Below are 21,236 nucleotides of genomic sequence, written 5' to 3' on the forward strand. Positions count from 1 at the left end.
GAACCGATCATTTTTTACTAGTATACAGCCAGGGTTCTTCCTTGCGGTTCTTTTCTTCGAAAAGACCGATTTTATCCGCATGCTGTAGGGTTAATCCTATGTCATCCAAACCGTTGAAGAGACAGTATTTTCGGAAAGAATCCACTTCAAAAGAGTATACTTTCCCTTCCGGACTGATCACGTTTTGCTTGTCCAGATCGATCTTGATCTTTGCCCCGGGAGTCTTTCCGATGGATTGGAACAATTCTTCCACTTCTTCGGTTTTTAAAACCACAGGAAGGATCCCGTTTTTGAAACAATTGTTATAGAAAATATCCGCGTAGGAAGGCGCGATGATCGCGCGGAATCCGAAATCTTCCAGAGCCCAAGGCGCGTGCTCCCGAGAGGAGCCGCATCCGAAATTGTCCCTAGTTAGTAATACGGAAGCGCCCAGGTACCTCTGTTGGTTCAGGTTGAATTCCGGGTTCGGCTTGGTACCCGCGTCATCCAAGTATCTCCAATCGTGAAACAGATGGATCCCGAAACCGCTCCTTTCGATTTTACGTAAAAATTGCTTCGGAATGATTTGGTCCGTATCTATATTCGGACGGTCTATCGGAACGGCTAATCCTTCATGGGTTGTAAACGGCTTCATCAAGATTTCCTTTATTTCCAGTTTCGAATGTCTACGAAATGACCTTCGACTGCAGCCGCAGCCGCCATCGCAGGTCCGACCAAATGGGTACGTCCGCCTTTTCCTTGTCTACCTTCGAAGTTTCGGTTCGAAGTGGAAGCGCATCTGTCTCCCGGTTCCAGAACGTCGTCGTTCATAGCGAGGCACATGGAACATCCCGGGAGCCTCCATTCGAATCCCGCTTCCAGAAAGACTTTATCCAACCCTTCCTGTTCCGCTTGGCGTTTGACTCTTCCGGATCCGGGGACTACAATGGCCTGGACTTTCTGGGAAACCTTCTTCCCTTTTACGGTGGCGGCGGCGATGCGAAGGTCCTCGATTCTGGAATTGGTACAGGAACCGATAAATACCTTATTGATCCCCACGTCCCTGATTTTTTGGCCAGGCTTCAGATCCATGTATTTCAATGCGGATTCGATGCTGATTTTTTCCACCGGGTCCGAGGCGTCTTTCGGATCCGGAATTTCTCCTGTTACGGGAACTACTTGCCCGGGAGAAGTTCCCCAAGTGACTTGCGGTGCGATTTCCTCTGCTTTGAGCACGACGGAGACGTCGAACTTGGCTCCCTCGTCCGTGACGTATCTCTTCCAACGCTGCAAAGCCAGATCCCATTCCTTTCCTTTCGGGGAAAAATCTCGATCTTTTAAATACTGAAACGTGACTTCGTCCGGCGCGATGAGTCCGGCTCTTGCTCCCGCCTCAATGGACATATTGCAGATCGTCATCCTCGCTTCCATGCTCAATGCGGAGATTGCGGATCCACGGTATTCGATCACGAAGCCGGTCGCTCCTCCGGTTCCGATCTTTCCGATCACCGCCAAGATAATGTCCTTTGCAGTGACATGAGGAGAAAGCGCTCCATCCACCCGGATCTCCATGGTTTTTGCTCTTCTTTGCAGAAGTGTCTGAGTCGCCAAGACGTGCTCCACTTCCGAGGTACCGATTCCAAATGCGAGAGCGCCAAATGCCCCGTGGGTGGAAGTGTGGGAATCTCCGCAGACGATGGTCATTCCAGGATGCGTTAATCCCATTTCCGGAGCGATGACATGAATGATCCCTTGGTCCGGGTGATTGATATCATAGAGGGTGATTCCGTTTTCCTCGCAATTTTTCATCAGAGTACGCATCTGGGTTGCGGAAACCGGATCCGCGGAATCAATATTTCGGATCCGAGTGGAAACATTGTGGTCCATCGTAGCAAAGGTGGCGTCCGGTCTTCGAACGCTTCTCCCTGTCATCCGCAATCCTTCGAACGCTTGGGGACTCGTAACCTCATGTATCAGATGTCTGTCTATGTAGATCAGATAAGACCCGCCTTCCAGTTCTCCGACCAGATGGTCTTCCCAGATTTTCTCAAACATCGTCTTCATATGATCGCCTGTCCTATAAGGAAAAATAAATTCGTTTCTAGTTTAGACTCCCGATCGGAAAACGGAGGGAGTTCGGGGTTCGCCGGCCGGTGAGGCTACCTCCATGCTAAAAAGGAGGCCTTTTTCGTAAAGAAGGAATGAGGAAGGTCTCTACGGACTTATTTTCCTCGAAATACCAGTAAGGCTTTACCGATCCCGATTTCATCGAAGTCGTACAGGATTCTCGGCCTTAGCACTTTTTTCCCGTTCAGATACGTTCCCGATTCCGAAACCAAATCGTACAGAATAAATCTGTTCTTCACTCTCCGGATCCTGGCGTGGTTGCCGCTCACTCCCTGCTCGTACAAGACCAAGTCGGCCAGCTCCGAGTTTCCGAGAACGGTCTGGCTCTTTTGCAAAGAATATTGTTTTCCAGGATGCCTTCCTTCTTTCAGAATCAAAGTGGCTTTTTCGTACGCTTCCCCGTCTTCGAATTCCTTTACTGCGACGGGGGTCAATCTGTCCGTTTGGATCCGATTGTCTTCCGAATACATCAATTGGTACTGATCCCCGTACATTTTTCGGTAAGCGTCCTGTTCGTCGTCTAAAGTATGCAATCTCTCTTCCGCGATCGATCCCGCGTGTGACGGGCTCCGCCTGTCGTTTCGTTTCAAAACGAATAGAAAGGCGATCATCGTAACGATCAGAAGGAAACCGACGGTAGGGAGAAAAATCCTAGGATGGAGAAGGAAGAGAATAGACCGAGTCGTCCAGGGCAGAGTATAGTCGTAAAGGATCTTCCCGAAGTTTCTGGTCTCCAATTCCACATAAACCTTGTCCTCGCTTCCCCAATTCCAATCCTCCCCGAACGGAGAATCGTACCTGACCGTCCAAGGTCTTTTTCGGAAGAATTCGATATCGGTCAGGACACGACTGAGAGAATCGGTACGTTGGATGGAATGAAAAAAACCTCCGTAGATTTCCGCAAGTCTCGCCGTACCTTCCGATGGGTTTCCTAGAATATTCAAGGGAATGTCCCGGAGGTATCCGCCTCTCCGTGCTTCCTGGGAAGGCATAAATTCCCGATCGAAAAAAACGAGAAGGACATAGTCCCGTTTTCCTATATGAGGAGAAATCTTCTGAAAAACATAATCCAGATTGGAGGAAGTATTTTGGTTCGTCTTCCCGCCGGGAAGCTTCGCCTCCTTCAAGGCTGTAGCTTTACTCAGATCCGATTTCGGTAAAAACACATCATCCGTAAAAAAAACGAAGCTGAACCGATCCTCTTCTCCGGAAGCCTGAACGATCCGTTTTAGGATTTCGGTTCCTTGCACGTTGGAATCGAAGGAATCGGACATCTGAACCAACAAATGCAGATGAATGGGCCTGGTTCCCTCTTCTTGAAAGATTTCCGGTTGCAATACGCGCCTGATCCTGGAATCCTTTCGTTCTCTTAAAACCAAGATCTCTCTTTCCGGAGAGGATTTGCGGTTTTCCTTAATTTTGAGCGTTACTTTCGGATAGGAAGAAACGTTTCCTTCCTCCAAAACGATCCCCTTACTTTCCGCATAGGAAGCGGAAAGAGAAGAAAGAAAGCAGAAGAGAAGAATGGTCCGAAAAATGACTCTCATCGATCTAAGCAAAGTATGGGGGAAAGGAGTCTATTTCAAACAGTTTTCTTGCGTAATCGGTTTTTGGAGCCCAGGTCGAAAAAGAATGGGAAAGCGTCTCTACCAAGCGTCCTCTTTTCAACACGCTGATCGTATCCGCAAAATTCGATACGGAGCCTAGATCATGGCTGATGAATACCAGACTTCTCTCTTTCTGTCGGACCAAACCCGACAAAAGGTCCAGAATTTCCCGACTAGTAATCGGATCCAGAGCGGAAGTCGGTTCGTCCGCTAGAATCAATTCCGCATTCGAATACAGCGAAAGTAATACTAGAATTCTCTGCCTTTCCCCACCGGACAGAGAATGGGGGTGCGCATCCCAGGCCGATTTCGGATCGGAAAGTCCTATTTTTTCGAATAACTCCAGGCAGATCTGTCGATCGGAGAGTTCCGGTTGGAGCACGGAAAAGTATTCCAGCACTTGGGAAGAAATCTTTCGATAGGGATGGAAACCCAATGCCGGACTTTGGGGAATCAGACTGATCCGTTTTCCCCTCCATTCTTTCCATTTTTCACTCCAACCGGAGCCCTGCATCTTTTCTCCGAAAAGAAAAAAATCTTCCCATCTGGACTCCAGATTCCGATCCAATAATCCCAACAGAAAATTCGCAAGCGTGGTTTTTCCGCTCCCGGACTCTCCGATCACCGCATGAATTTCGCCTTTTCGGATCCGAAAATCGCATCGATCCAAAAGAGGAGTGGATCCGGAAAGGACGGTCAACCCTGTAATGACCACTGCGTCTTCCGAATTACGAGCCGCCAAATCCGCGTCCTAATGCAACTGAAACAGTTCCGACTCTACGATGGAACATAGGATATGTCCGATGAGAATATGCGATTCCTGGACGCGAGCCGTCTCTCCGCTCGGAACAATCAAATCCAAGTCGCTTTTTCCTTTGAGCTTGCCCCCGTCCCCCCCTAAAAAACAGATCGTTTTCATTCCGAGACTTTTGGCCTTCTCCACGGCGGAGATCACGTTTCTGGAATTCCCGCTTGTGGAAATCCCTACGAGCAAATCTCCTTCCTTTCCGAACGCTTCCACCTGTCTGGCAAAAATTTCTTCGTATCCGTAATCGTTCCCCCCGGCGGTCAACACTGCCGAATCCGCCGAAAGAGAAATCGCAGGAAGCGCTCTCCTTTCGTTTCCGGATTTGTATCGAACCACCAATTCTGCGGCGATATGAGAAGCGTCGCAAGAGGAACCTCCGTTTCCGCAAAAAAGAACCAGATTTCCGTTTCGAAGCGTTTCGGCCAATATTTGGCCGGATTTTACGATTTCAGGAAGCAGATGATCCAGAACCGCCTGCTTTGTAGCGATGGAGGATTGGATTTGTTTCACCGCAATTTCTTTTAGATCCATACTTTATATCTTCTCTCTTTTGGACCGAATTCGATTCAAAACGGATTCCAATTCTCGTTTTGCGGAATCGAATTCATATAAGGAAAGATTTTCGGAATGAGGAAAATCCCTGTTTCCGCTTACGTTTAGGAAATACAATTCCTTTGAAACCATTTCCTGCACTCTTACCGCAGAGTTCTTGCGGAAAAAATCCTCGAATTCCTTTCCCATAAACACTAATAGAACCGCCAATACGTTCGGCCTCAAATGGATGATCACTTGCTGGCTCCAGATCGGTTCCCATGCAAGGACCTCCTTCCAGGAATCCGAGGATTTACGAAGCTCCGGTTCTTCCTGTAAAAGAGACCAAGATTCCTCATCCCAATCGGGCGTTTGAATACCGGAAAGAATTCCCTTGAGACTCTTTTGGTCGGAGGAAAGGATTCGGTTCAAATCGGCCTCTCCTAAAAACACGACTCCGTTCACTTTTCCGTTCAGCTCGTTCAAATAATTTCCCGTTACGAATAGAATGGAATATTCTCTGCCCGACTTTTCCTTTCCCTCCAATCGAAACAGATGCCGATTGTTCTTGGTCAATTTCAGAGTAGTCGACTCGAAGATCGTACCACTCTGCTTTTTACGGGTCAGAAAGAACCGGTCCACTTTCTCCCTCAGATCTTTCAATTCCCAAGTATACCCTCGGCTTTCCCGTACTGTCGGTTCCCCGGGAAGATCCTGCTCCGAGTTTTTTCTCTTCCAGAACAGAAATCGGCTCCAAAAAGAACCTTTCCCCTTGTTTCGCCCCTCAGACATCTAGGCTCCGTAATCCTCTCGGAGGTTGGAAGGTCTTTGGATCAAATGATCGCTAAGTTCGTAGATTTTGGCTTCCTTTAAAAAAGTGGAGTAGGCGGAAGAAACTGCGATCGCAAATCCCGGAAACCCGTCCAGAAATCCCAGTTTAAAAAGATAGATCTCCCAAAACTTTACGAAAGGTTTATAGATCGTGCGCGTCAACCGAAACACCTTGCCCTTTCGAAACCGAGTCCAGGCTACGATGGAAGAGAATTTATTGATCGTGTCCACTTGGTGAGACAAATCGCGAAAACTGTAATGTAAAATATCTCCGGAAATTTTTTTTCCCTTTCCGTCGACGACTAGATAGTCGTGCGGATTCTCCCCGGTCCAGCGCGCCTTGGATTTGCGAAAGATCCTGTATTTCGTCTGAGGATACCAACCGGAAAAACGGATGAACCTTCCCATGTGGAACGTAAGTCTAGCCACCTTAAGTCCGTCCAGAGCTCCGTCCTCCGGACTCTCCAAAAAAATGCGGAGAGACTCTTTCAATTCGTCGCTCAACCTTTCGTCCGCATCCAAAGAGAGAATCCACTCGTTTTTACAAAGGGCGATCGCATCGTTTTTCTGTTCCACATGCCCGCTAAATTTTTGGGAACGGAATTTCACCTCAGGGAAGGATCTACTGATTTCCTCCGTCTTGTCCGTACTATTCGAATCCAGAACGACGATTTCCTCGGCGATATCTCGGCAGGAACGAATACAATCTCCGATATTTCTTTCTTCATTGTACGTGATGACCGCGACGGAGAGGTGTTTGTTGAATCTGGGGTGGGAAGAGACAAGCGTAGCCGGATTCGATTTCTTCCTTTTTTTGCTCGTCGATCGAGGGGATTCTATTTTTTTTTCGGACATATAATCTGGCGAAAGTCCTGCGGATTTCCGTCGGGATCCCAGGATAAGAGCTTTTCTTTCCTTGTCAGCGGTTTTTTATGGGATTCGGTCGGACCCACCCCTTCTATGAAAATCGAATCATTTTCCTTAGACCGTATGGAATCCGGAACTCTTTCCAGATTGTCGGAAAAAGGGTCTTTTTACTCCCTTCTCTTTTTACTCATTACCTTCCCTTTATCAGTTTCCGTCTCCCAAATATTTGCGGGCCTTGCGGTTTTCCTTTTCCTTGTGGCGGGACCGAGAGTTTGGGAAAAAAGCCGTCCTTTTCTATTTCCTTTCGGCCTAATTTTAGGCGTCTATCTCTTCGTATTCCTATCCTCGGTTTGGCATTTGGACGGAAACGGAGATTTCTGGAAGAATTTTGCAAAGCAATCCGAAGCCGGGGACTTTTGGCTCTGCCTGATATTCCCCGTTGCCGCGGCACACGCAGCGGAGGAATCGAATTCGCGTAAGATCCGGAGATTCATCTGGATTTCCTTCTTTCTGCTCCTGCTCTCTGGACTGGTTTCCATATTCAGCGAGTACCGACTCGGGAAATTTATTTCTAACGGTTTCCAGTATGCTCCCGGAGACAGGAAACAACACCCTGCCGGTCTCTTGTTCGGAATCCAGAGTTACCTTCCCATCGGATTGATGAATACTCATCTCACGTACGGAGGTTTGCTATCTTTGTACATTCCAGGTCTAGCGGCGGGTTTCTTCGCTTCCATTCGACGGAAATCCGGTTTCAAGATCGGATTCTACGGAATCCTTCTCCTAGTTGGGGCCTGGCTGTTTCTATTGAACCAAAGCAAATCTGCCTGGTTAGGGGTCGGTTTCGTTTGCGTAGTTCTTTTGCTTCGATTCGGATTACCGGGAAAAATCGGGTTTTCCCCGCCCAATATCGCCGTTGCAGGCATCATAGCCGGTATTCTTTTTGTGTGCATCGGCTTCAGCTTCAAATATCTCTATGAGAGGAATTGGCTCTTTCATCGAACCGTCTCCCAGGTTTTAGAAGTGCAGACTCCGGAAAATCAGAGATATTGGATTTACCGAAACAGCCTCCCCTTGCTGGAAAAAACCTACGCCCTAGGACTGGGCGGAGGAAAATTCAAATCCGCCCATCACACCCTATCCGACCGCTCCGTCCAAGAACAGGAACAGCTGTGGTACGAATTGGAGATCACTCCGAACAGCCACGCTCACAACGACATGCTGCACTTTGCGATCGTAGGCGGTTGGGTTTCCGCACTCTCGCTTCTACTTTTTTTTATATTCATTTTCCGTGATATAACCCCTTCCCTTGGAGACCAGGAAACTCTTTCACCGATAGGAGTCGGGTCTCTTTGGGTGGCCGGATTTTTTCAATGTTATCTTTTGGACGACGAGGTCGCTTTGCCGTTTTATGCGCTGTCCGGGATCCTGATCGGAAGCCGTAGATTCCAGGAAAAAACGAACTTTCGATATACCTCTCTTCTCCTGATTTTGCCGTTTCTGCTTAATGCCTTCTTTTGGATCTGGCGCTTGCAGACTCCCCCGGCTCTGGCATATTCCAGACAGATCCGAACGGAGAACCCCGATTATGAGAAATTGTTGGAAAAACGAATTCTCCCTTTTCGCTCCGAGGTAGCGATTCGGCAGGATCGGCTTTTGGAAAAAGTTCTGGTTCCGAACGATTGGGCGGAGAAGCCGTTCCAAATCGAAGGATGCCTGACGCATAGATGGCCCAACCCGCCTTCCCTTCGAAAAGATCCGTTTCGGTTCGGAATATATCTTTCTCCGAACGCCAAAAATCCGCCGAAGCAAGCCTTGGTTACCGTAGTAAGCCGGGAGTCCTTCGACGAAGACCAATTGTACTGGTCCCACGCTCAGGTAGAACTCGCCTCCGAGAGAATCTCCCTGAAATCCGGATGGAATTCTTTTCTTTGGAAGGAGACAATTCCGCTTGCCCCTTCCCCCAAGTTTCCTACGGGAGTTTTTTTCCGGGATTTTAAGATTGTCTGGGAAGGATTTCGGAAGGACCAAGATGTGGACCTTCCCGCCTTCGACTTCGGCGACCTTTGCGATTACGAATGACCGAAAAGGATTCTTGGTACCTGGAGCGGGACTTGAACCCGCACGAGCGTGAACTCACAGGATTTTAAGTCCTGGGTGTCTACCGATTCCACCATCCAGGCGTCATAGGAGATAGGTTCGCCGACATCCGACGATTCGCGAACTTAAGGCGTCGCCCGGATTCGAACCGGGGATCAAGCTTTTGCAGAGCCATGCCTTACCACTTGGCCACGACGCCGTTATGAGGTATAATTTCGTCGAGGGGCGAGGTGTCAATAGAAATCTATTTTATCGCTATTCCCATTCGATCGTGCCGGGAGGCTTATTGGTGAGATCGAAAAATACGTACCGAATTTTCTCGATCCCTAATAACTTGGATTCCAATTCCCGTAAAACGTTCCGATCCAAAGGGAAGAAACTCGCAGTCATGGCTTCTTGGGAATGAACCGGTCGGAGAACGATACTCCTTTCTTCCTCAGTCTTTCCTACCGGCAAAAGAACCACAGGCATTTGCCAGATTTCGCCGTAGATTCCTGCAGATCGGAGAACCGACTCGACCACGGCATCCGCTTCCCTTAAAAGATCCGAATCTTTCCGATCCAGATCCAGCGGCTGAAAAAGAAAGGATGCGTCTTTTATGGAAACGTTTTCCGGTCCTACAAAAAGAGTCACTCGATTGATATGAGAACTTCGATTCGTGATGGCGGTCGATATACGATTCCAGTCCTCCCATTCTTTCTCTCCGGAAAGAACTGCACAGTACGCGTAAGATCTCCTGTCCCCTTTGACACCCACGGACGCGACAGGCAAAATGCTTCCCGCCACTCCGGAAAAATCCGCAAGAATCGCGTCCAGTTCGGTCTCGGCTTCTCGAATGATTTCCCTCTTTTGGGAAATCATTCGGACAACCAAACCCGGTCCGGGAAAAGGATGGCGCAATGTCCATTCCTTAGGAAGCCCGAGAACGGTTCCTAGTTCCCGAACCTCGTCCTTGTAGAGATCCTTGATGGGTTCCACCACCTTCCCCTCTTCCATCAATTTTTGTATGGCTTCCACACGATTGTGGTGGGTTTTGATCGTATGGGAATGTTTCGTCCCTCCGCTTTCGATCGTGTCAGGATAAATCGTTCCCTGTCCTAAAATCCATTCTTCGGAGTTCAGCCCCAATTCCTTAGCGCAATCCTCCTGAGCTTCCAAAAATAGATTTCCGACGATCTTTCTCTTCTCCTCCGGATCTTTCTTTCCCTTCAGCCTGGAATAAAATAGCTCCGAAGAATCATGAACATGCAGGTGGATTCCCTGAAGAGTCAAGTTTTCTTGCAGGTGTAAGACCTCGTCCTTCCGCATAAAACCCGTATCGATCAGGACGCCTTTAACCCGATCTTGTCCGAGTGCCTTTGTAAGAAGGAGATAGGAAACCGTGGAATCCACTCCCCCGGAAACGAGTAAAAAGACTTTCTTATCCTTCGGAATCGCGGATTTCAATTCTTGTAGTTTGAGGGCCAAATACTGGGTAAGATCCCAGGTATTCTCCGCTCCGCAAATCCGGATAAAATTCCGTAGCAACTCGTTCCCCTTTTGGGTATGGGTCACTTCGGGATGGAATTGGATTCCGAATCTATGAGCGGAGACGTTTTCGACCACCGCGTATTTGCAGTCCGTAGAGGAAGCCGTCGCCCGAAAACCTTCCGGTAGACGGACCACTTCGTCCCCATGGCTCATCCAAACCACTTCCCCGCCGGAATAACCCTGCAACAATTCGGATCCGTTCCCGGAGAATAGGTCCAAAGACGCCTGTCCGTATTCCGCAGTGCCGGCCTTTCGAACCTCTCCCCCCAAAAGCTTCATCATCAATTGGTGACCGTAACAGATCCCTAAAATCGGAATGCCTAGATCGAAAATTTTTTCGGAAATGGAGGGCGAACCCGTCTCGTACACGCTTTCCGGGCCTCCAGATAAAACCAATCCGGAGAATTTCGCGTAAGATTCCGTAGGTTCTTCGTTGGAAAGAATTTCGGAATAGGCCCCTAACCTTCGGATACGGGAGGCGATCAAATGTGCGTATTGGCCGCCGAAATCGACGACACCTATGACTTTGCGTTGGTTCATGGCGAGAGTTCCGAGTCCCTGCTTTGTAAAAGGATTCCCAGGGAAAAGTTCCGGAAAACTCTGGTTTCAGAGGAGGACGAATGGACGACCGACAGCAAGAAACAGGAGCTTCTTCCTACGAAGGAAGACAGGAACACATTCCTACTCTGAAACTTCCCGATATAGAATCTTTCGCCAATGTGTACGAAGGTAAGGATTACACAATCGATTTTACCATACCGGAATTCACCGCGGTATGCCCCAAGACCGGTTTGCCGGATTTCGGTACGATAGAGATTTCCTACATTCCTTCGGACAAATGCGTGGAGCTGAAATCTTTGAAAGAATACATCCTCGCTTACCGCAATTTGGGGATCTTTCACGAAAACGTGGTCAACCGAATCTTGGAGGACTTCGTAAAATCCGTCCGTCCGAAATACGTAAAAGTAAGAGGAGATTATAATCTTCGGGGCGGGATCAAGACCGTGGTAACACGCGAATTCCGATCGGAGGCGGGTTAGGAGTGGAACCGACGAGTTGGATCGGATATACCGCTTCCTTATTGACGACGATTTCCTTTCTTCCCCAAGTGATCAAAGTTTTGATCGAAAGAAAGACCCGAGACATCTCGCGGAATATGTATCTGGTATTGACTGTAGGATTAGGCTTCTGGCTGGCTTACGGAATCCTTAAGGAGGATTTACCGATCATATTGGCGAATTCCGTCACGCTGGTTTTCACTATGGTGATTCTCTATTTCAAACTGATGGAGAAGGAACCGGAAGAGAACTGATTTCTTCCGAATCAAAAAACGCCGGGCGTGAACCCCGGCGTTTTTTCCCGAGCGAGATTCCGAAAGAACTTATTTCGGAAGTGCTTGGTCTTTCAAGGACTTACGCTGATTTTCCAAATCCTTTTTGGCGTCGTCCATGGAAGATTTCACTTTTTCCTTTTCTTCCTGTCCGGATTTTCGGATGGCTTCCCGCTCTTCCTTGCCCGCATTTTTCGTATCTTCCAGGAGTTTGCGGTTCTCCTCTTTAGCGCCCTCGATCAATTCGCGATTTCTTTGTTTCTGATCTTCCATTCCCTGAAGGATCAAAGCCTTATTTTCCTGGAAGTCCTTCAGGATCTCCTGGATACGCGCTCTCTGTTCCTCCGTAACGGACTGTATCGTGGCCGAATCGTTTTCTAGTTCCGCTTTTTCAGCATCCGTCAAATTCCCTTCCGTGAGATCCTTTCCGTCGGAACTGACCTTCTCTCCCGCGTCGGCTGTCGCTTGTTTTGTAGGATCATCGGCGTCCGTTACGGAAACGGATCCGTTGGATACGAGCGTATGCGCCGATTTACCGTTATCCTCCACCTGAAAGTCGGTACCACGAACGGAAGCGACCACCGTAGGGGTGGTGACATTGAATTGGCTGGTCTTTCCTAGCTTGGTGGATACTTTGGAAAAGATCTTTCCTTTGTTCATGTTCAGATCCGTGAACAACTCTCCGTTCTTGGAATCTATGAAGATTTTTTTCAGGATCAGAGAGGTGTTTTCTTTGATCCGAATCACTACCCCGTCGGTAAGTTGTAAATCGGCATAGGAGTCCTTGCCGGTTTCGATACGGTCTTCCGGCATGAGAAAGGAATCCGGAGTAGACGCCTTTTCCTTTCCGGCCTTGTCGAAAAGTTTTACGCTCCCTTTTGCAAAAGTGATTACCCCACCCTGCAGATCTTCCTTGGCCTTGCGACAATCGATAAAACCCATCGATACCGCGAGAATACAAACGATAGTAATCCGTTTCATTGAATTTAGTTCTCTCCCTTGGGAAATTGCTTTCCAGGAAGAATATAGAAGAAATAAATTTCCGTCCACATTTTTCCTCTCCGAACCTTTCCGACAAACCTACTTGTCTTTCCGGGATCTTTTGGAATGAGAATCGAATCGCTCGTCCGAACCGGAACCCCGGCCTCGATTTCCCGGGAAAATCGTTTGCCGTCCAGACCGGGACTCGAAACTGTAGTGAAAGAAGCCGTTTTCCGCAAGCAGTCAGGAAACTTTCGAGGAGAATCTAGCGTATGGCACAGACGAAAATAGCCTATGTAGACAAGGACAACTGCACTTCCTGTAACCAATGTGCGGACAATCTACCCAAATACTTTCAAATGGACGACAACGATACGTCCGAAACCCATATCGGAGGAGAATCCATAAACCAAGCTCCGATTCCGGAAGAAGAATGGAAAATCGTCCAGAAAGAAATGGATGAATGTCCCGGAGAGTGCATTCATTGGAAAAAATAATCCGAACTCTAAAAAGAATTCGTTCGGAGAAAAGCGGGTCGTAAGGCCCGTTTTTTTTTAATATTCCTGTTCGGAACGGGTGGAACCCAGTAGCTCGTCCGGAATGTCTTCCACCCTGTCACCGATCTGAATCGCAAGACGGTTTCCGACTCGCCCGGGGAGGCATTTGAATTTCTTTCGTTCCCCCACTTTGACTAACATATCGGAACGGGTCGTGGTGTTTTCCAGCTTCACTACGTCTCCTATATTCAAATTCATAAAGTCCAAAATCGAGATGTCCACGGATCCTACTTCCGCGATCACTGGGATCTGAACTTGATCCAACCGTTCCTGAATGATGGAGCGGTTTTCATCCAGCTCACCTTTCCGGATGGAAGAATACCAGTATTGTGCGGACAATTTGTTGATGATCGGCTCGATCGTGATGTAAGGGATACAAAGGTTCGTCAAACCTTCCACTTCTCCGATTTTGGTCTCTAGGTTGATCAAAACCACCATGTCGTTCGGAGGAACCACCTGGGCGAATTGCGGATTGGTTTCTATGTTTCCCAATCTAGGACGAAGGTCGATCACCGTAGACCAGGCCTCGCGCATGTTTCCTAAAATACGGACGATGATCCCTTCCATAACGCTCATCTCGATCTCGGAGAGTTCCCGGGAGATCTTAGCGGTTTCTCCCTTTCCTCCGAAAAGTCGGTCGATGATCGTAAAAGAAATCGAAGGATCTATCTCCAAAATTGCGGAACCCCGCAAAGGGTCCATGTTGATCACCGCCAAAGTCGTCGGGTTCGGAATCGAACGGATAAACTCCTCATACGTAAGCTGGTCCACAGCCGCGACGTGAACGTGAACGAGAGCCCGAAGCTGGGCGGAAAGTCCCGTCGTCGCAAGGCGGGCAAAGGTCTCGTGCATCATCTGCAAGGTTCGGATCTGGTCCTTGGAAAATTTGTCGGGACGCTTGAAGTCGTAGATCTTGACCTTTTTTTGTTCACCGACCGAGGAGTATTCGTCTTCGCTGACTTCCCCGCTGGAGATCGCGTTTAAGAGCGCATCGATTTCGTCTTGCGATAAAATTTCGGTCATTTCCGCACCTTAGCTATAAGATTAGCGACTTTCCAAAAAGCTCCGGTTTCTTCCGGAACTCTTCGAAGGGTATATTCGTATTCATAACGGACAGGGATCTTGTTCAACCTTCGTTCCACCGCAACTTTGACCTTGGAGAGATTCGGATTGATCTTTTCCACTCCGAGGATCTTATAATATTGTAGCATGCCCGCTCGGTTTTCCATCAAGAATTTACGGAACTCTTCCAGGATGAAGTCCTTTTCCGATTCTTCCGACTGAGCCCATTCCCTGGAAAAACGATCATACGCTTGCACGTATTCGGGAAAATCGATCCATTTGAAGTGAAGCTTCCAGTTTCCTTTCTTTTCCGCACCCAGGAACAAATGGATCACCTCCTCCGGTTCCATTCCGTCGGATACCGGATCTTGGTACGGGATTCCGGGTAGAACCCAATCTTTCCTTCTTTCCTCGATGGAAAAATACGGATGATTCTCCGATCGGATGAAATGATCCCGGTATTCGGAAATATTAGGATAGAAATATGCAGTGATGAAATATTTTCTTCCGGTCTCCAGTTGGTACAGTCTGTCCAGACGTATCTCTTTGGAGAAAGTTTCGTCCTTATGGAGGATGATCTCCTTTACTTCGTCTCCGACCAGATTTTCGACCTTGTTCCTTCTTTTAAGGATCGGATCTTCCGAAATTTCCTCTTCCTGCCTGGAAACGGTCCGACCGTCCTCGTCCCTTACGATTACCTGAAAGGAACGAAGGTCTTTTCCGTACGGAAAGATCCTCAGTACTTCGTTGCCTGTGTTCCGAACGGAAACATGAACCTTGACCGGCTCGTTTTCCCGGTATTGTATTTTAGGTAATTTTAAATCTACGATTCCTTGCTGGCGCAGATAATTTTCGGAGACCTCTCCCCTTGCGTCCCTTTTCGGGAAGGCAAACGTCGATTGTGCAAGAAAAAGCAGTAATGTTCCGATTAGCCAGAGCTTCATTCCGTTCAACCTAGGTTTTCAAGAGAACCCGAAAAGGAATCGGACAAAAAGTTCGGTCCAAAACCTAGAGTTCTCCTAGTTCTTTCGGCAGAAACCTGCAAAAACTCCGGAAAAATACGAGGATTTGGAGGAAATTACGTCTCGAAACGGCGGAACAATATCAAGTCCCCGCGTCTTCGATGATAAAATCTGCGATACGATTCAGGCGCTTTAATGTGGGCTGCAATTTTCCGTATTCCTGGTAGCAATCCCGCATTTTATCCAATAAGGGGTAAATCAAACCTGCGGTCTTTGGGGAAATGTACAGACTGAAAATATTCGCTTCGGAAAGTTTCTCGGCGGAATCCAGACTTTCGAAAAAACGGTTCAACTCTTTGATCAAGGATTCGTCGACTAAATCGTTTCTTTCGAAGATTCCTTCGGCTTTCAGAATATAATCCATTAAGGTTTGCTTTAACTTGACCTCGTCCTCGGTTGGACGACGCTTTCCGGTTGTCATAGCGTTGACCTTACTGTATTTGGCCATGGATTCTTCGTAGACTTGGTTTAGGGATTGTCTGGTCTTTTGGGCAGCACGAAAGAATTTAGCGATCGTCACGAAGTCGACAGGGACATCCTCTCTCGCCTTCGTTTCCTTGACGACGGTCACCTCTTCCTTTTCCCCTAGCGAAATTTCCGCGAGTGCTTCCAGCACTTTCGCAGTTCCTCTAGAATTGCTTATTTCCTTAGCGAGCAGGAAATAGATTTTTTTTTCCCCGTCGGAACTCATGGAGCGGGACTTCTCCGATCCACTACGAGTATTTTGCGGATCGAGGATTTGGAATTTCCGGAAGCCACGATACGATCCGCGACTTCACCACCGCGAACAAGCTGACCAAAAACGGTATGCAAACCGTCCAAATGAGGGGTATCCACCAGATTGATGAAAAACTGGGAGCCGTTCGTATTCGGACCGGCATTCGCCATTGCGAGAGCTCCTTTTATCGCACGGTGACTGTTTAGAACTTCGTTGTATCGATATCCCAGGCGATACAGGATTTCCATCACCGACAATCCCTTGGCCTGCTCCAGGTTCTTTTCGAATTCCTCTTTTTTGTCTTCGAATTCCCTCATGCTCTTGATTCCCATTTCCTGGACGACTACCCTTTGCAGTTGTCCTGTATAATAAGGAAGCTGTCCTACCCTCAGCTTATCCATGCCCAAAGATTTTGCGTTGATTTCATCCTCGAATCTGTATCCGGGTCCTCCGGTACCATCTCCGTTCGGACAGCCTCCCTGAATCATGAAATTTTCGATGACACGATGAAATGTCAGACCGTCGTAAAAAGGTTTCTTTTGCTTTTGTCCGTTGCGTGCGGTGAATTCCTTTTCTCCTTGGGCAAGATCGATGAAGTTCTGCACCGTTTTAGGGGCATCCTTATCGAACAATTCCAAAACCATATCTCCTTGTGTCGTTTGGATGACCGTATAGAGAGCCGGTTTATCAGGCAATCCCAGATAATTCTGGTCCATACGGTGAACCACGACGGGAACTTGTGTGTAAGGTTCCGGACGGTATTTTTGCTCCGAATAGGGATTATTTTTGCATTCGATCGAAATGCCGATCAAGCAGATTAATAAGAAAAAGGTGCGATTCATTCTTTCGTCCTAGAAGAGGTTTTTAAAGATTCCGACGCGATTTTCAATTGTTCGATCTGTCTGGCCTTAGCCGTTCCTCCGAAACTGTTCTTTTTATCCGCTGATAGTTCCAATGAGACGGCCCGATCATATTCCTTTCCCGTAAAGAAAGGGGAAATCGCGGATCGGGCTTCTTCGGAGATCGTAAAAAGGGTTTCTCCTTTTTCCCCGCATTCCGAGACCAATCTGCCGACCAACTCGTGCGCCGTTCGGAACGGAACCCCTTTTTCTCCCACCAAAAAATCCGCTAGATCTGTTGCGGTTGCGAAACCCTCTTTCAAGGAACGTTCTCCTCGGGAAGGGCGAAATTCGAGTTCTCGAATCATCTCTTCCAATCCCTCCAAACTGATCAAAAGGGTTTCCACACAATCGAAGAGCGCCAACTTATCTTCCTGCAAATCACGATTGTAAGTGAGGGGAAGCCCTTTCAGGAGGACCGCCATGTGATTCAGATTGCCGATCGTACGAGCCGCCTTTCCTCGGATCAATTCCGCTATGTCGGGATTTTTTTTCTGGGGCATGATGGAAGAACCCGTAGTAAGTCCGTCCGGCAATCTCACCAGACCGAATTCCTGCGAGGAATACAGAATCAGATCCTCGCAAAGCCTGGAGGCATGGATCATGCACTGCGTTCCTGCAAAAAGGAATTGGAGGAGATGGTCTCTGCCGCTGACGGCATCCATACTATTCGGGGAAATCCTGGGAATCCCCAACTCGGAAGCAAGGAACTCCCGATCGCTGGAATAATTGACTCCTGCCATCGCACCTGAGCCCAACACTAGCTCGTCATTGGTGGAAGCCGCGAATTCGAAAAAATCCCTGTCACGGGTAAACATCCAAAAATAGGCCAATAAAAAATGAGACGCCCGGACCGGCTGGGCCACTTGCAAATGCGTGTATCCCGGAATGATAGTATCGATATTCCGTTCCGCCTGAAGATACAAGGACTCTCGCAAGGAATCCAATCGGTCCAAAACTTCCAGGATCCGATTTCGGATGTACAATCGAACGTCTTGCGCCACCTGATCGTTGCGGGAACGACCGGTATGCAGTTTCTTTCCCACCTCGCCTTCCAATTCGGTCAAACGGGCTTCCACATGCATGTGAATGTCCTCCAACTCGGAACGAAAGACGAAGTCGCCGGAATCGATTTCGGATTCGATCGTATTTAAACCTTTCAGGATCTTTTGCAATTCTTCCTGGTTCAAAATTCCGATTTTATGAAGCATCCTCGCGTGAGCGCGACTGCCTTCCAAATCCTCTCTGTACAATTTTCGGTCAAAAGAAATGGACTCGCCTATCCTTTCCAGAATGGACGCAGCCTCTCCCTTAAACCTTCCCCCCCAGAGTTTCCCTTTTTGATTTTTCTTTTCTGACACGGATCGATCTCACTTTTCGGAGTAAGACTGTAACCAGTCTTTCAATGTCTCCAGTTCTTCCTTGTCCAGCTTTGCTTCCGAATGCAAAAGAACGTATTCTTTAGGAGGCATTTCCCCGTCTTCTATTTCTTCCAGAATCTTTTCCGCCGAATCCGCCTGCTCACTCCGTTTCATCCCCTCCCAGTCGGAAAAGTTCAATTCTTCCTTTCCTTCCTGCACATGTCGGATCAGATAGAGGGAAACCGGAAAAATTCGAGAATACCAGGGCCATTTGACCAGATCCGAATGGCAGTCGTAACAGGCTTTACGAAAAATCTTTTTGACGCTTTCTTCCGATTGGATTTCCTTAGCATTCTTCCCCGAAGGAAATTGCAACGGGATGAACTGCAATCCTGCAAACAGGACAAGGGATCCGATTCCTACGCGAATCAAGATTCTTTTCATGGGTTTCCTGCTACCGTAGTGAAGGGAAGGGATTTTGGAAATAGAATTTTAACGTTTCCACGGACCAAATCATGGACTTTCTACAGAACGGTATCGGAAATTCGACTCTCTGGATTATAGCGGGAATAACGCTGATGATCGGCGAGTTATTCATTCCGGGAACCTTCGTGGTGTTTTTAGGAATCTCGGCGGTCCTGGTCGGAATTCTTTCCTATTTTTTGGATTGGAACATCTGGATCCAATTCGCACTCTGGGCGACGCTTTCCGGAATTTTGATCCTGATCGGAGGCGCTACCCTTAGAAAGTTCTTTCCTTCCAGAACCGAAAAATCCCCTCTCTCTCCGGAAGAAGGTCCCGGCAGAATCGTTTCCGTCACAAAAGACGTTTTGGTGGAAAGAAAAGGTGGAAGAATTTTGTTCCAAGGAACAGAATGGGACGCCATAAGCAAAACCAGGCGCATCCCTTCCGGTAGGAAAGCGGAAATCATCGAGCGAGAAAACCTAACGTTTATCGTGAAACCCGTGGAATTTCCGGAAGAAACATAAAGACTCAATCCATAAAAATACAGGAGGTCGGAAAACGAAATGTTTTACTTTACCTTATTTGTCATCGCTGCGATCTACTTAGTCCGAAAGACTTTCATTATCGTCCCTCAAAACTATAGTTTTTTGGTCGAGAGATTGGGAGTATTTCGGGGGGCGCTACCTGCCGGACTCCATTTTTTGATACCGCTCATCGACCAGGTCCGGTACCGACAAAATCAGAAAGAGATCGCGATGGAGATTCCCCCGCAAACCTGCATCACCAAGGATAACGTATCCATTCTGGTGGACGGAATCCTGTATCTCAGAGTCGTGGACCCTTATAAAGCCTCGTACGAGATCGAAAATTTCAGAAGCGCAACGGTGCAATTGGCACAAACCACCTTACGTTCGGAAATCGGAAAATTGGTTCTGGATCATACCTTTTCCGAGAGAGACGATATCAACTCTCACGTAGTCCGGTCTCTGGACGAGGCGACCGACCCTTGGGGAATCAAAGTGACCCGTTATGAGATTAAAAATATTTCTCCTCCTAAGGAAATCCTGCATGAAATGGAAGAGCAGGTAAAGGCCGAACGAGTCAAGCGGGCCGAAATCACCATCTCCGAAGGGGAAAAAATCGCTCGGATCAACCGTTCTATGGGAGAAAGACAGGAAGCCATCAATCTTTCGGAAGGGGAAAAAACCAGAAAGGTAAATGAGGCGGAAGGCAAGGCAAAGGAGATCGAACTGATCGCCACTGCCAAAGCCAAGGGAATTCAAATGATTTCGGACGCGGCCGGCCAAAAAGGAGGCGAGGAAGCGATCCATCTCCAAATCACGGAAGATTATCTTGCGGGGTTGGGAGAAGTGTTCGAAAAGTCGAAGACAACCGTTCTTCCGCTCGAGGTAGCCGGAATCACCGGCTTTTTCGAAGGGATTTCCAAAGTAACGAACCAATTGCCGAAGACTGGCAGCACGAAGGGGTAATTCGAAACATGGAAGACATTCTGAAAATATTCACCGGAATTTTCTGGTTTGCGTTCACTCTCTACCTCGCGTATAAGATTTATCGTTCCATCCGCATCGTTTCGGCCCAGGAATGCATCATCGTGGAACGATTGGGAAGATACAACCGAACCCTTCATGCCGGATTCCACCTCTTGGTTCCATTCATCGACGAGGATTCCTATTATCATACCTTAAAAGAGCAGGCGATAGACGTTCCACCCCAGACTTGCATCACGAAGGACAACGTAAAGGTGGAAATGGACGGAATCCTGTATTTGCGGGTATTGGATCCTCAAAAGGCCAGTTACGGAATCGACGACTATCAATTTGCCGTCACCCAGCTGGTGCAGACCACCATGCGTGCCATTATCGGTACCATGGACATGGACACGACCTTCGAAACCAGGGAAGTGATCAACAGCAAGATTCTGGAAGTGCTGGACCAGGCAGGAGAACCTTGGGGAGTTCGAGTCAATCGGTATGAAATCGTGAATATCACTCCTCCCAAATCCGTCATCGAAGCGATGGAAAGGGAAAAGAAAGCGCAGATCTCCAAAAAAGCGCAGATCTCCCTTTCGGAAGGAGACAGGGATTCCAGGATCAACCGTTCTTTGGGAGTGAAGGAAGAGGCGATCAACAAATCGGAAGGGGAAAAACAAAAGAGGATCAACGAAGCGGAAGGTGCCGCCAAGGAGATAGAATCCATTACGACTGCGACGGCAAAAGGAATTTCCTTACTCGCCACTTCCATCCAGAACCAAGGTGGAAAGGAAGCCGCACAATTCAGGATCGCTCAACGTTTCATCAAAGAGGTGGAAAAACTCGGCAAAGAAGGAACGAATCTAGTCCTGCCTTTGGACCTCTCGAATTTCTCTTCCGTAATGAAGTCTGTACTCGGAAAAGAATCGAAACTTTAAACAGAAAACGGAACCGTCCGACAGGCGGTTCCG

General features: G+C 48.1%; 22 protein-coding genes and 2 tRNA genes. 7 read left to right on the forward strand and 17 right to left on the reverse strand.

What is annotated here, in order from left to right:
• Window positions 1-7: 7 nt before the first annotated feature.
• From leuD to EHO60_RS00555, 7 genes are all read right to left on the reverse strand, one after another.
• Window positions 8-634, reverse strand: a complete 627-nt coding sequence (gene leuD, locus EHO60_RS00525) for a 3-isopropylmalate dehydratase small subunit (RefSeq protein ID WP_135766216.1) — start codon at window positions 632-634, stop codon at window positions 8-10.
• Window positions 635-645: 11 nt separating this feature from the next.
• Window positions 646-2,043: a 3-isopropylmalate dehydratase large subunit gene (leuC, locus tag EHO60_RS00530; protein ID WP_135766217.1), complete on the reverse strand. Its 1,398-nt coding sequence runs from the start codon at window positions 2,041-2,043 to the stop codon at window positions 646-648.
• Between the two features lie 158 nt (window positions 2,044-2,201).
• Entirely contained in the window at window positions 2,202-3,653 is a 1,452-nt protein-coding gene (locus tag EHO60_RS00535; protein ID WP_135766218.1) for an FHA domain-containing protein, read from the reverse strand.
• 4 nt (window positions 3,654-3,657) lie between these two features.
• Complete coding sequence (locus EHO60_RS00540; RefSeq protein WP_135766219.1) at window positions 3,658-4,455, reverse strand: ATP-binding cassette domain-containing protein; 798 nt, start codon at window positions 4,453-4,455, stop codon at window positions 3,658-3,660.
• Window positions 4,456-4,464: 9 nt separating this feature from the next.
• Window positions 4,465-5,052, reverse strand: a complete 588-nt coding sequence (locus tag EHO60_RS00545; RefSeq protein WP_135766220.1) for a D-sedoheptulose 7-phosphate isomerase — start codon at window positions 5,050-5,052, stop codon at window positions 4,465-4,467.
• 3 nt (window positions 5,053-5,055) lie between these two features.
• Window positions 5,056-5,844, reverse strand: coding sequence for an LBBP_01157 family protein (locus EHO60_RS00550; protein ID WP_135766221.1), 789 nt, complete (start codon window positions 5,842-5,844; stop codon window positions 5,056-5,058).
• On the reverse strand, window positions 5,845-6,738 hold the full coding sequence (locus tag EHO60_RS00555; protein WP_135766222.1) for a glycosyltransferase family 2 protein: 894 nt from the start codon (window positions 6,736-6,738) through the stop codon (window positions 5,845-5,847).
• Window positions 6,739-6,843: 105 nt separating this feature from the next.
• Here EHO60_RS00555 and EHO60_RS00560 point away from each other — a divergent pair, with 105 nt between their 5' ends.
• Window positions 6,844-8,832 carry an O-antigen ligase family protein gene (locus EHO60_RS00560; protein WP_246028078.1) on the forward strand — a complete coding sequence of 663 codons (1,989 nt, stop codon included), beginning with the start codon at window positions 6,844-6,846 and terminating at the stop codon, window positions 8,830-8,832.
• A gap of 14 nt (window positions 8,833-8,846) precedes the next feature.
• Here the strand turns inward: EHO60_RS00560 and EHO60_RS00565 are convergent.
• The 3 genes from EHO60_RS00565 to guaA form a co-directional block, all read right to left on the reverse strand.
• Window positions 8,847-8,933: transfer RNA gene (locus EHO60_RS00565), tRNA-Leu, on the reverse strand.
• A gap of 45 nt (window positions 8,934-8,978) precedes the next feature.
• A tRNA-Cys gene (locus tag EHO60_RS00570) sits at window positions 8,979-9,049 on the reverse strand.
• Window positions 9,050-9,105: 56 nt separating this feature from the next.
• The gene (gene guaA / locus EHO60_RS00575; protein WP_135766223.1) at window positions 9,106-10,920 is read right to left on the reverse strand and encodes a glutamine-hydrolyzing GMP synthase; all 1,815 of its coding nucleotides are present in this window, start codon (window positions 10,918-10,920) and stop codon (window positions 9,106-9,108) included.
• Between the two features lie 80 nt (window positions 10,921-11,000).
• Between guaA and queF the strand changes: the two genes are divergently transcribed.
• Both queF and EHO60_RS00585 read left to right on the forward strand, forming a co-directional pair.
• On the forward strand, window positions 11,001-11,420 hold the full coding sequence (gene queF / locus EHO60_RS00580; RefSeq protein ID WP_135766224.1) for a preQ(1) synthase: 420 nt from the start codon (window positions 11,001-11,003) through the stop codon (window positions 11,418-11,420).
• Between the two features lie 2 nt (window positions 11,421-11,422).
• Window positions 11,423-11,692 (forward strand): SemiSWEET transporter, encoded by a 270-nt coding sequence (locus EHO60_RS00585; protein ID WP_135766225.1) that lies wholly within the window; start codon window positions 11,423-11,425, stop codon window positions 11,690-11,692.
• Window positions 11,693-11,761: 69 nt separating this feature from the next.
• On the opposite strand, the gene lsa33 is transcribed toward EHO60_RS00585, so the two are convergent.
• On the reverse strand, window positions 11,762-12,691 hold the full coding sequence (lsa33, locus tag EHO60_RS00590; RefSeq protein WP_135766226.1) for a surface adhesin Lsa33: 930 nt from the start codon (window positions 12,689-12,691) through the stop codon (window positions 11,762-11,764).
• Window positions 12,692-12,963: 272 nt separating this feature from the next.
• On the opposite strand from lsa33, the gene EHO60_RS00595 reads away from it, so the two are divergent.
• Window positions 12,964-13,188, forward strand: coding sequence for a ferredoxin (locus EHO60_RS00595; RefSeq protein ID WP_135766227.1), 225 nt, complete (start codon window positions 12,964-12,966; stop codon window positions 13,186-13,188).
• A 57-nt stretch (window positions 13,189-13,245) separates the two neighbouring features.
• Here EHO60_RS00595 and fliM read toward each other — a convergent pair whose 3' ends face one another.
• The 6 genes from fliM to EHO60_RS00625 form a co-directional block, all read right to left on the reverse strand.
• On the reverse strand, window positions 13,246-14,271 hold the full coding sequence (gene fliM / locus EHO60_RS00600) for a flagellar motor switch protein FliM (protein WP_135766228.1): 1,026 nt from the start codon (window positions 14,269-14,271) through the stop codon (window positions 13,246-13,248).
• On the reverse strand, window positions 14,268-15,254 hold the full coding sequence (locus EHO60_RS00605; protein ID WP_135766229.1) for a hypothetical protein: 987 nt from the start codon (window positions 15,252-15,254) through the stop codon (window positions 14,268-14,270). The genes fliM and EHO60_RS00605 overlap by 4 nt, the downstream gene beginning before the upstream one ends.
• Before the next feature lie 160 nt (window positions 15,255-15,414).
• Window positions 15,415-16,023 carry a hypothetical protein gene (locus EHO60_RS00610; protein ID WP_135766230.1) on the reverse strand — a complete coding sequence of 203 codons (609 nt, stop codon included), beginning with the start codon at window positions 16,021-16,023 and terminating at the stop codon, window positions 15,415-15,417.
• On the reverse strand, window positions 16,020-16,892 hold the full coding sequence (locus tag EHO60_RS00615) for a peptidylprolyl isomerase (RefSeq protein WP_135766231.1): 873 nt from the start codon (window positions 16,890-16,892) through the stop codon (window positions 16,020-16,022). Before EHO60_RS00615 ends, EHO60_RS00610 begins: the two co-directional genes overlap by 4 nt.
• Complete coding sequence (gene argH / locus EHO60_RS00620) at window positions 16,889-18,310, reverse strand: argininosuccinate lyase (RefSeq protein ID WP_135766232.1); 1,422 nt, start codon at window positions 18,308-18,310, stop codon at window positions 16,889-16,891. The genes EHO60_RS00615 and argH overlap by 4 nt, the downstream gene beginning before the upstream one ends.
• Before the next feature lie 9 nt (window positions 18,311-18,319).
• Complete coding sequence (locus tag EHO60_RS00625; RefSeq protein WP_135766233.1) at window positions 18,320-18,754, reverse strand: heme-binding domain-containing protein; 435 nt, start codon at window positions 18,752-18,754, stop codon at window positions 18,320-18,322.
• Between the two features lie 68 nt (window positions 18,755-18,822).
• Between EHO60_RS00625 and EHO60_RS00630 the strand changes: the two genes are divergently transcribed.
• Genes EHO60_RS00630 through EHO60_RS00640 form a run of 3 tightly spaced genes read left to right on the forward strand, consistent with a single transcriptional unit; the run spans window position 18,823 to window position 21,203 of the window.
• The gene (locus EHO60_RS00630) at window positions 18,823-19,299 is read left to right on the forward strand and encodes an NfeD family protein (protein WP_425460259.1); all 477 of its coding nucleotides are present in this window, start codon (window positions 18,823-18,825) and stop codon (window positions 19,297-19,299) included.
• A 39-nt stretch (window positions 19,300-19,338) separates the two neighbouring features.
• The gene (locus tag EHO60_RS00635; RefSeq protein WP_135766235.1) at window positions 19,339-20,265 is read left to right on the forward strand and encodes an SPFH domain-containing protein; all 927 of its coding nucleotides are present in this window, start codon (window positions 19,339-19,341) and stop codon (window positions 20,263-20,265) included.
• An 8-nt stretch (window positions 20,266-20,273) separates the two neighbouring features.
• Complete coding sequence (locus EHO60_RS00640) at window positions 20,274-21,203, forward strand: SPFH domain-containing protein (RefSeq protein WP_135766236.1); 930 nt, start codon at window positions 20,274-20,276, stop codon at window positions 21,201-21,203.
• The last annotated feature ends 33 nt before the right edge of the window (window positions 21,204-21,236 follow it).

The sequence above is a fragment of the Leptospira fletcheri genome, from assembly GCF_004769195.1.
Lineage (GTDB): Bacteria > Spirochaetota > Leptospiria > Leptospirales > Leptospiraceae > Leptospira_B > Leptospira_B fletcheri.

Coding starts and splice junctions, on each gene's coding strand:
- EHO60_RS00545 (WP_135766220.1), bottom strand. CDS start 5,052: ATGGATCTAAAAGAAATTGCGGTGAAACAAATCCAATCCTCCATCGCT.
- guaA (WP_135766223.1), bottom strand. CDS start 10,920: ATGAACCAACGCAAAGTCATAGGTGTCGTCGATTTCGGCGGCCAATAC.
- EHO60_RS00610 (WP_135766230.1), bottom strand. CDS start 16,023: ATGAGTTCCGACGGGGAAAAAAAAATCTATTTCCTGCTCGCTAAGGAA.
- leuD (WP_135766216.1), bottom strand. CDS start 634: ATGAAGCCGTTTACAACCCATGAAGGATTAGCCGTTCCGATAGACCGT.
- leuC (WP_135766217.1), bottom strand. CDS start 2,043: ATGAAGACGATGTTTGAGAAAATCTGGGAAGACCATCTGGTCGGAGAA.
- EHO60_RS00605 (WP_135766229.1), bottom strand. CDS start 15,254: ATGAAGCTCTGGCTAATCGGAACATTACTGCTTTTTCTTGCACAATCG.
- fliM (WP_135766228.1), bottom strand. CDS start 14,271: ATGACCGAAATTTTATCGCAAGACGAAATCGATGCGCTCTTAAACGCG.
- EHO60_RS00555 (WP_135766222.1), bottom strand. CDS start 6,738: ATGTCCGAAAAAAAAATAGAATCCCCTCGATCGACGAGCAAAAAAAGG.
- EHO60_RS00640 (WP_135766236.1), top strand. CDS start 20,274: ATGGAAGACATTCTGAAAATATTCACCGGAATTTTCTGGTTTGCGTTC.
- lsa33 (WP_135766226.1), bottom strand. CDS start 12,691: ATGAAACGGATTACTATCGTTTGTATTCTCGCGGTATCGATGGGTTTT.
- EHO60_RS00560 (WP_246028078.1), top strand. CDS start 6,844: ATGAAAATCGAATCATTTTCCTTAGACCGTATGGAATCCGGAACTCTT.
- EHO60_RS00535 (WP_135766218.1), bottom strand. CDS start 3,653: ATGAGAGTCATTTTTCGGACCATTCTTCTCTTCTGCTTTCTTTCTTCT.
- EHO60_RS00595 (WP_135766227.1), top strand. CDS start 12,964: ATGGCACAGACGAAAATAGCCTATGTAGACAAGGACAACTGCACTTCC.
- EHO60_RS00635 (WP_135766235.1), top strand. CDS start 19,339: ATGTTTTACTTTACCTTATTTGTCATCGCTGCGATCTACTTAGTCCGA.
- queF (WP_135766224.1), top strand. CDS start 11,001: ATGGACGACCGACAGCAAGAAACAGGAGCTTCTTCCTACGAAGGAAGA.
- EHO60_RS00615 (WP_135766231.1), bottom strand. CDS start 16,892: ATGAATCGCACCTTTTTCTTATTAATCTGCTTGATCGGCATTTCGATC.
- EHO60_RS00625 (WP_135766233.1), bottom strand. CDS start 18,754: ATGAAAAGAATCTTGATTCGCGTAGGAATCGGATCCCTTGTCCTGTTT.
- EHO60_RS00550 (WP_135766221.1), bottom strand. CDS start 5,844: ATGTCTGAGGGGCGAAACAAGGGGAAAGGTTCTTTTTGGAGCCGATTT.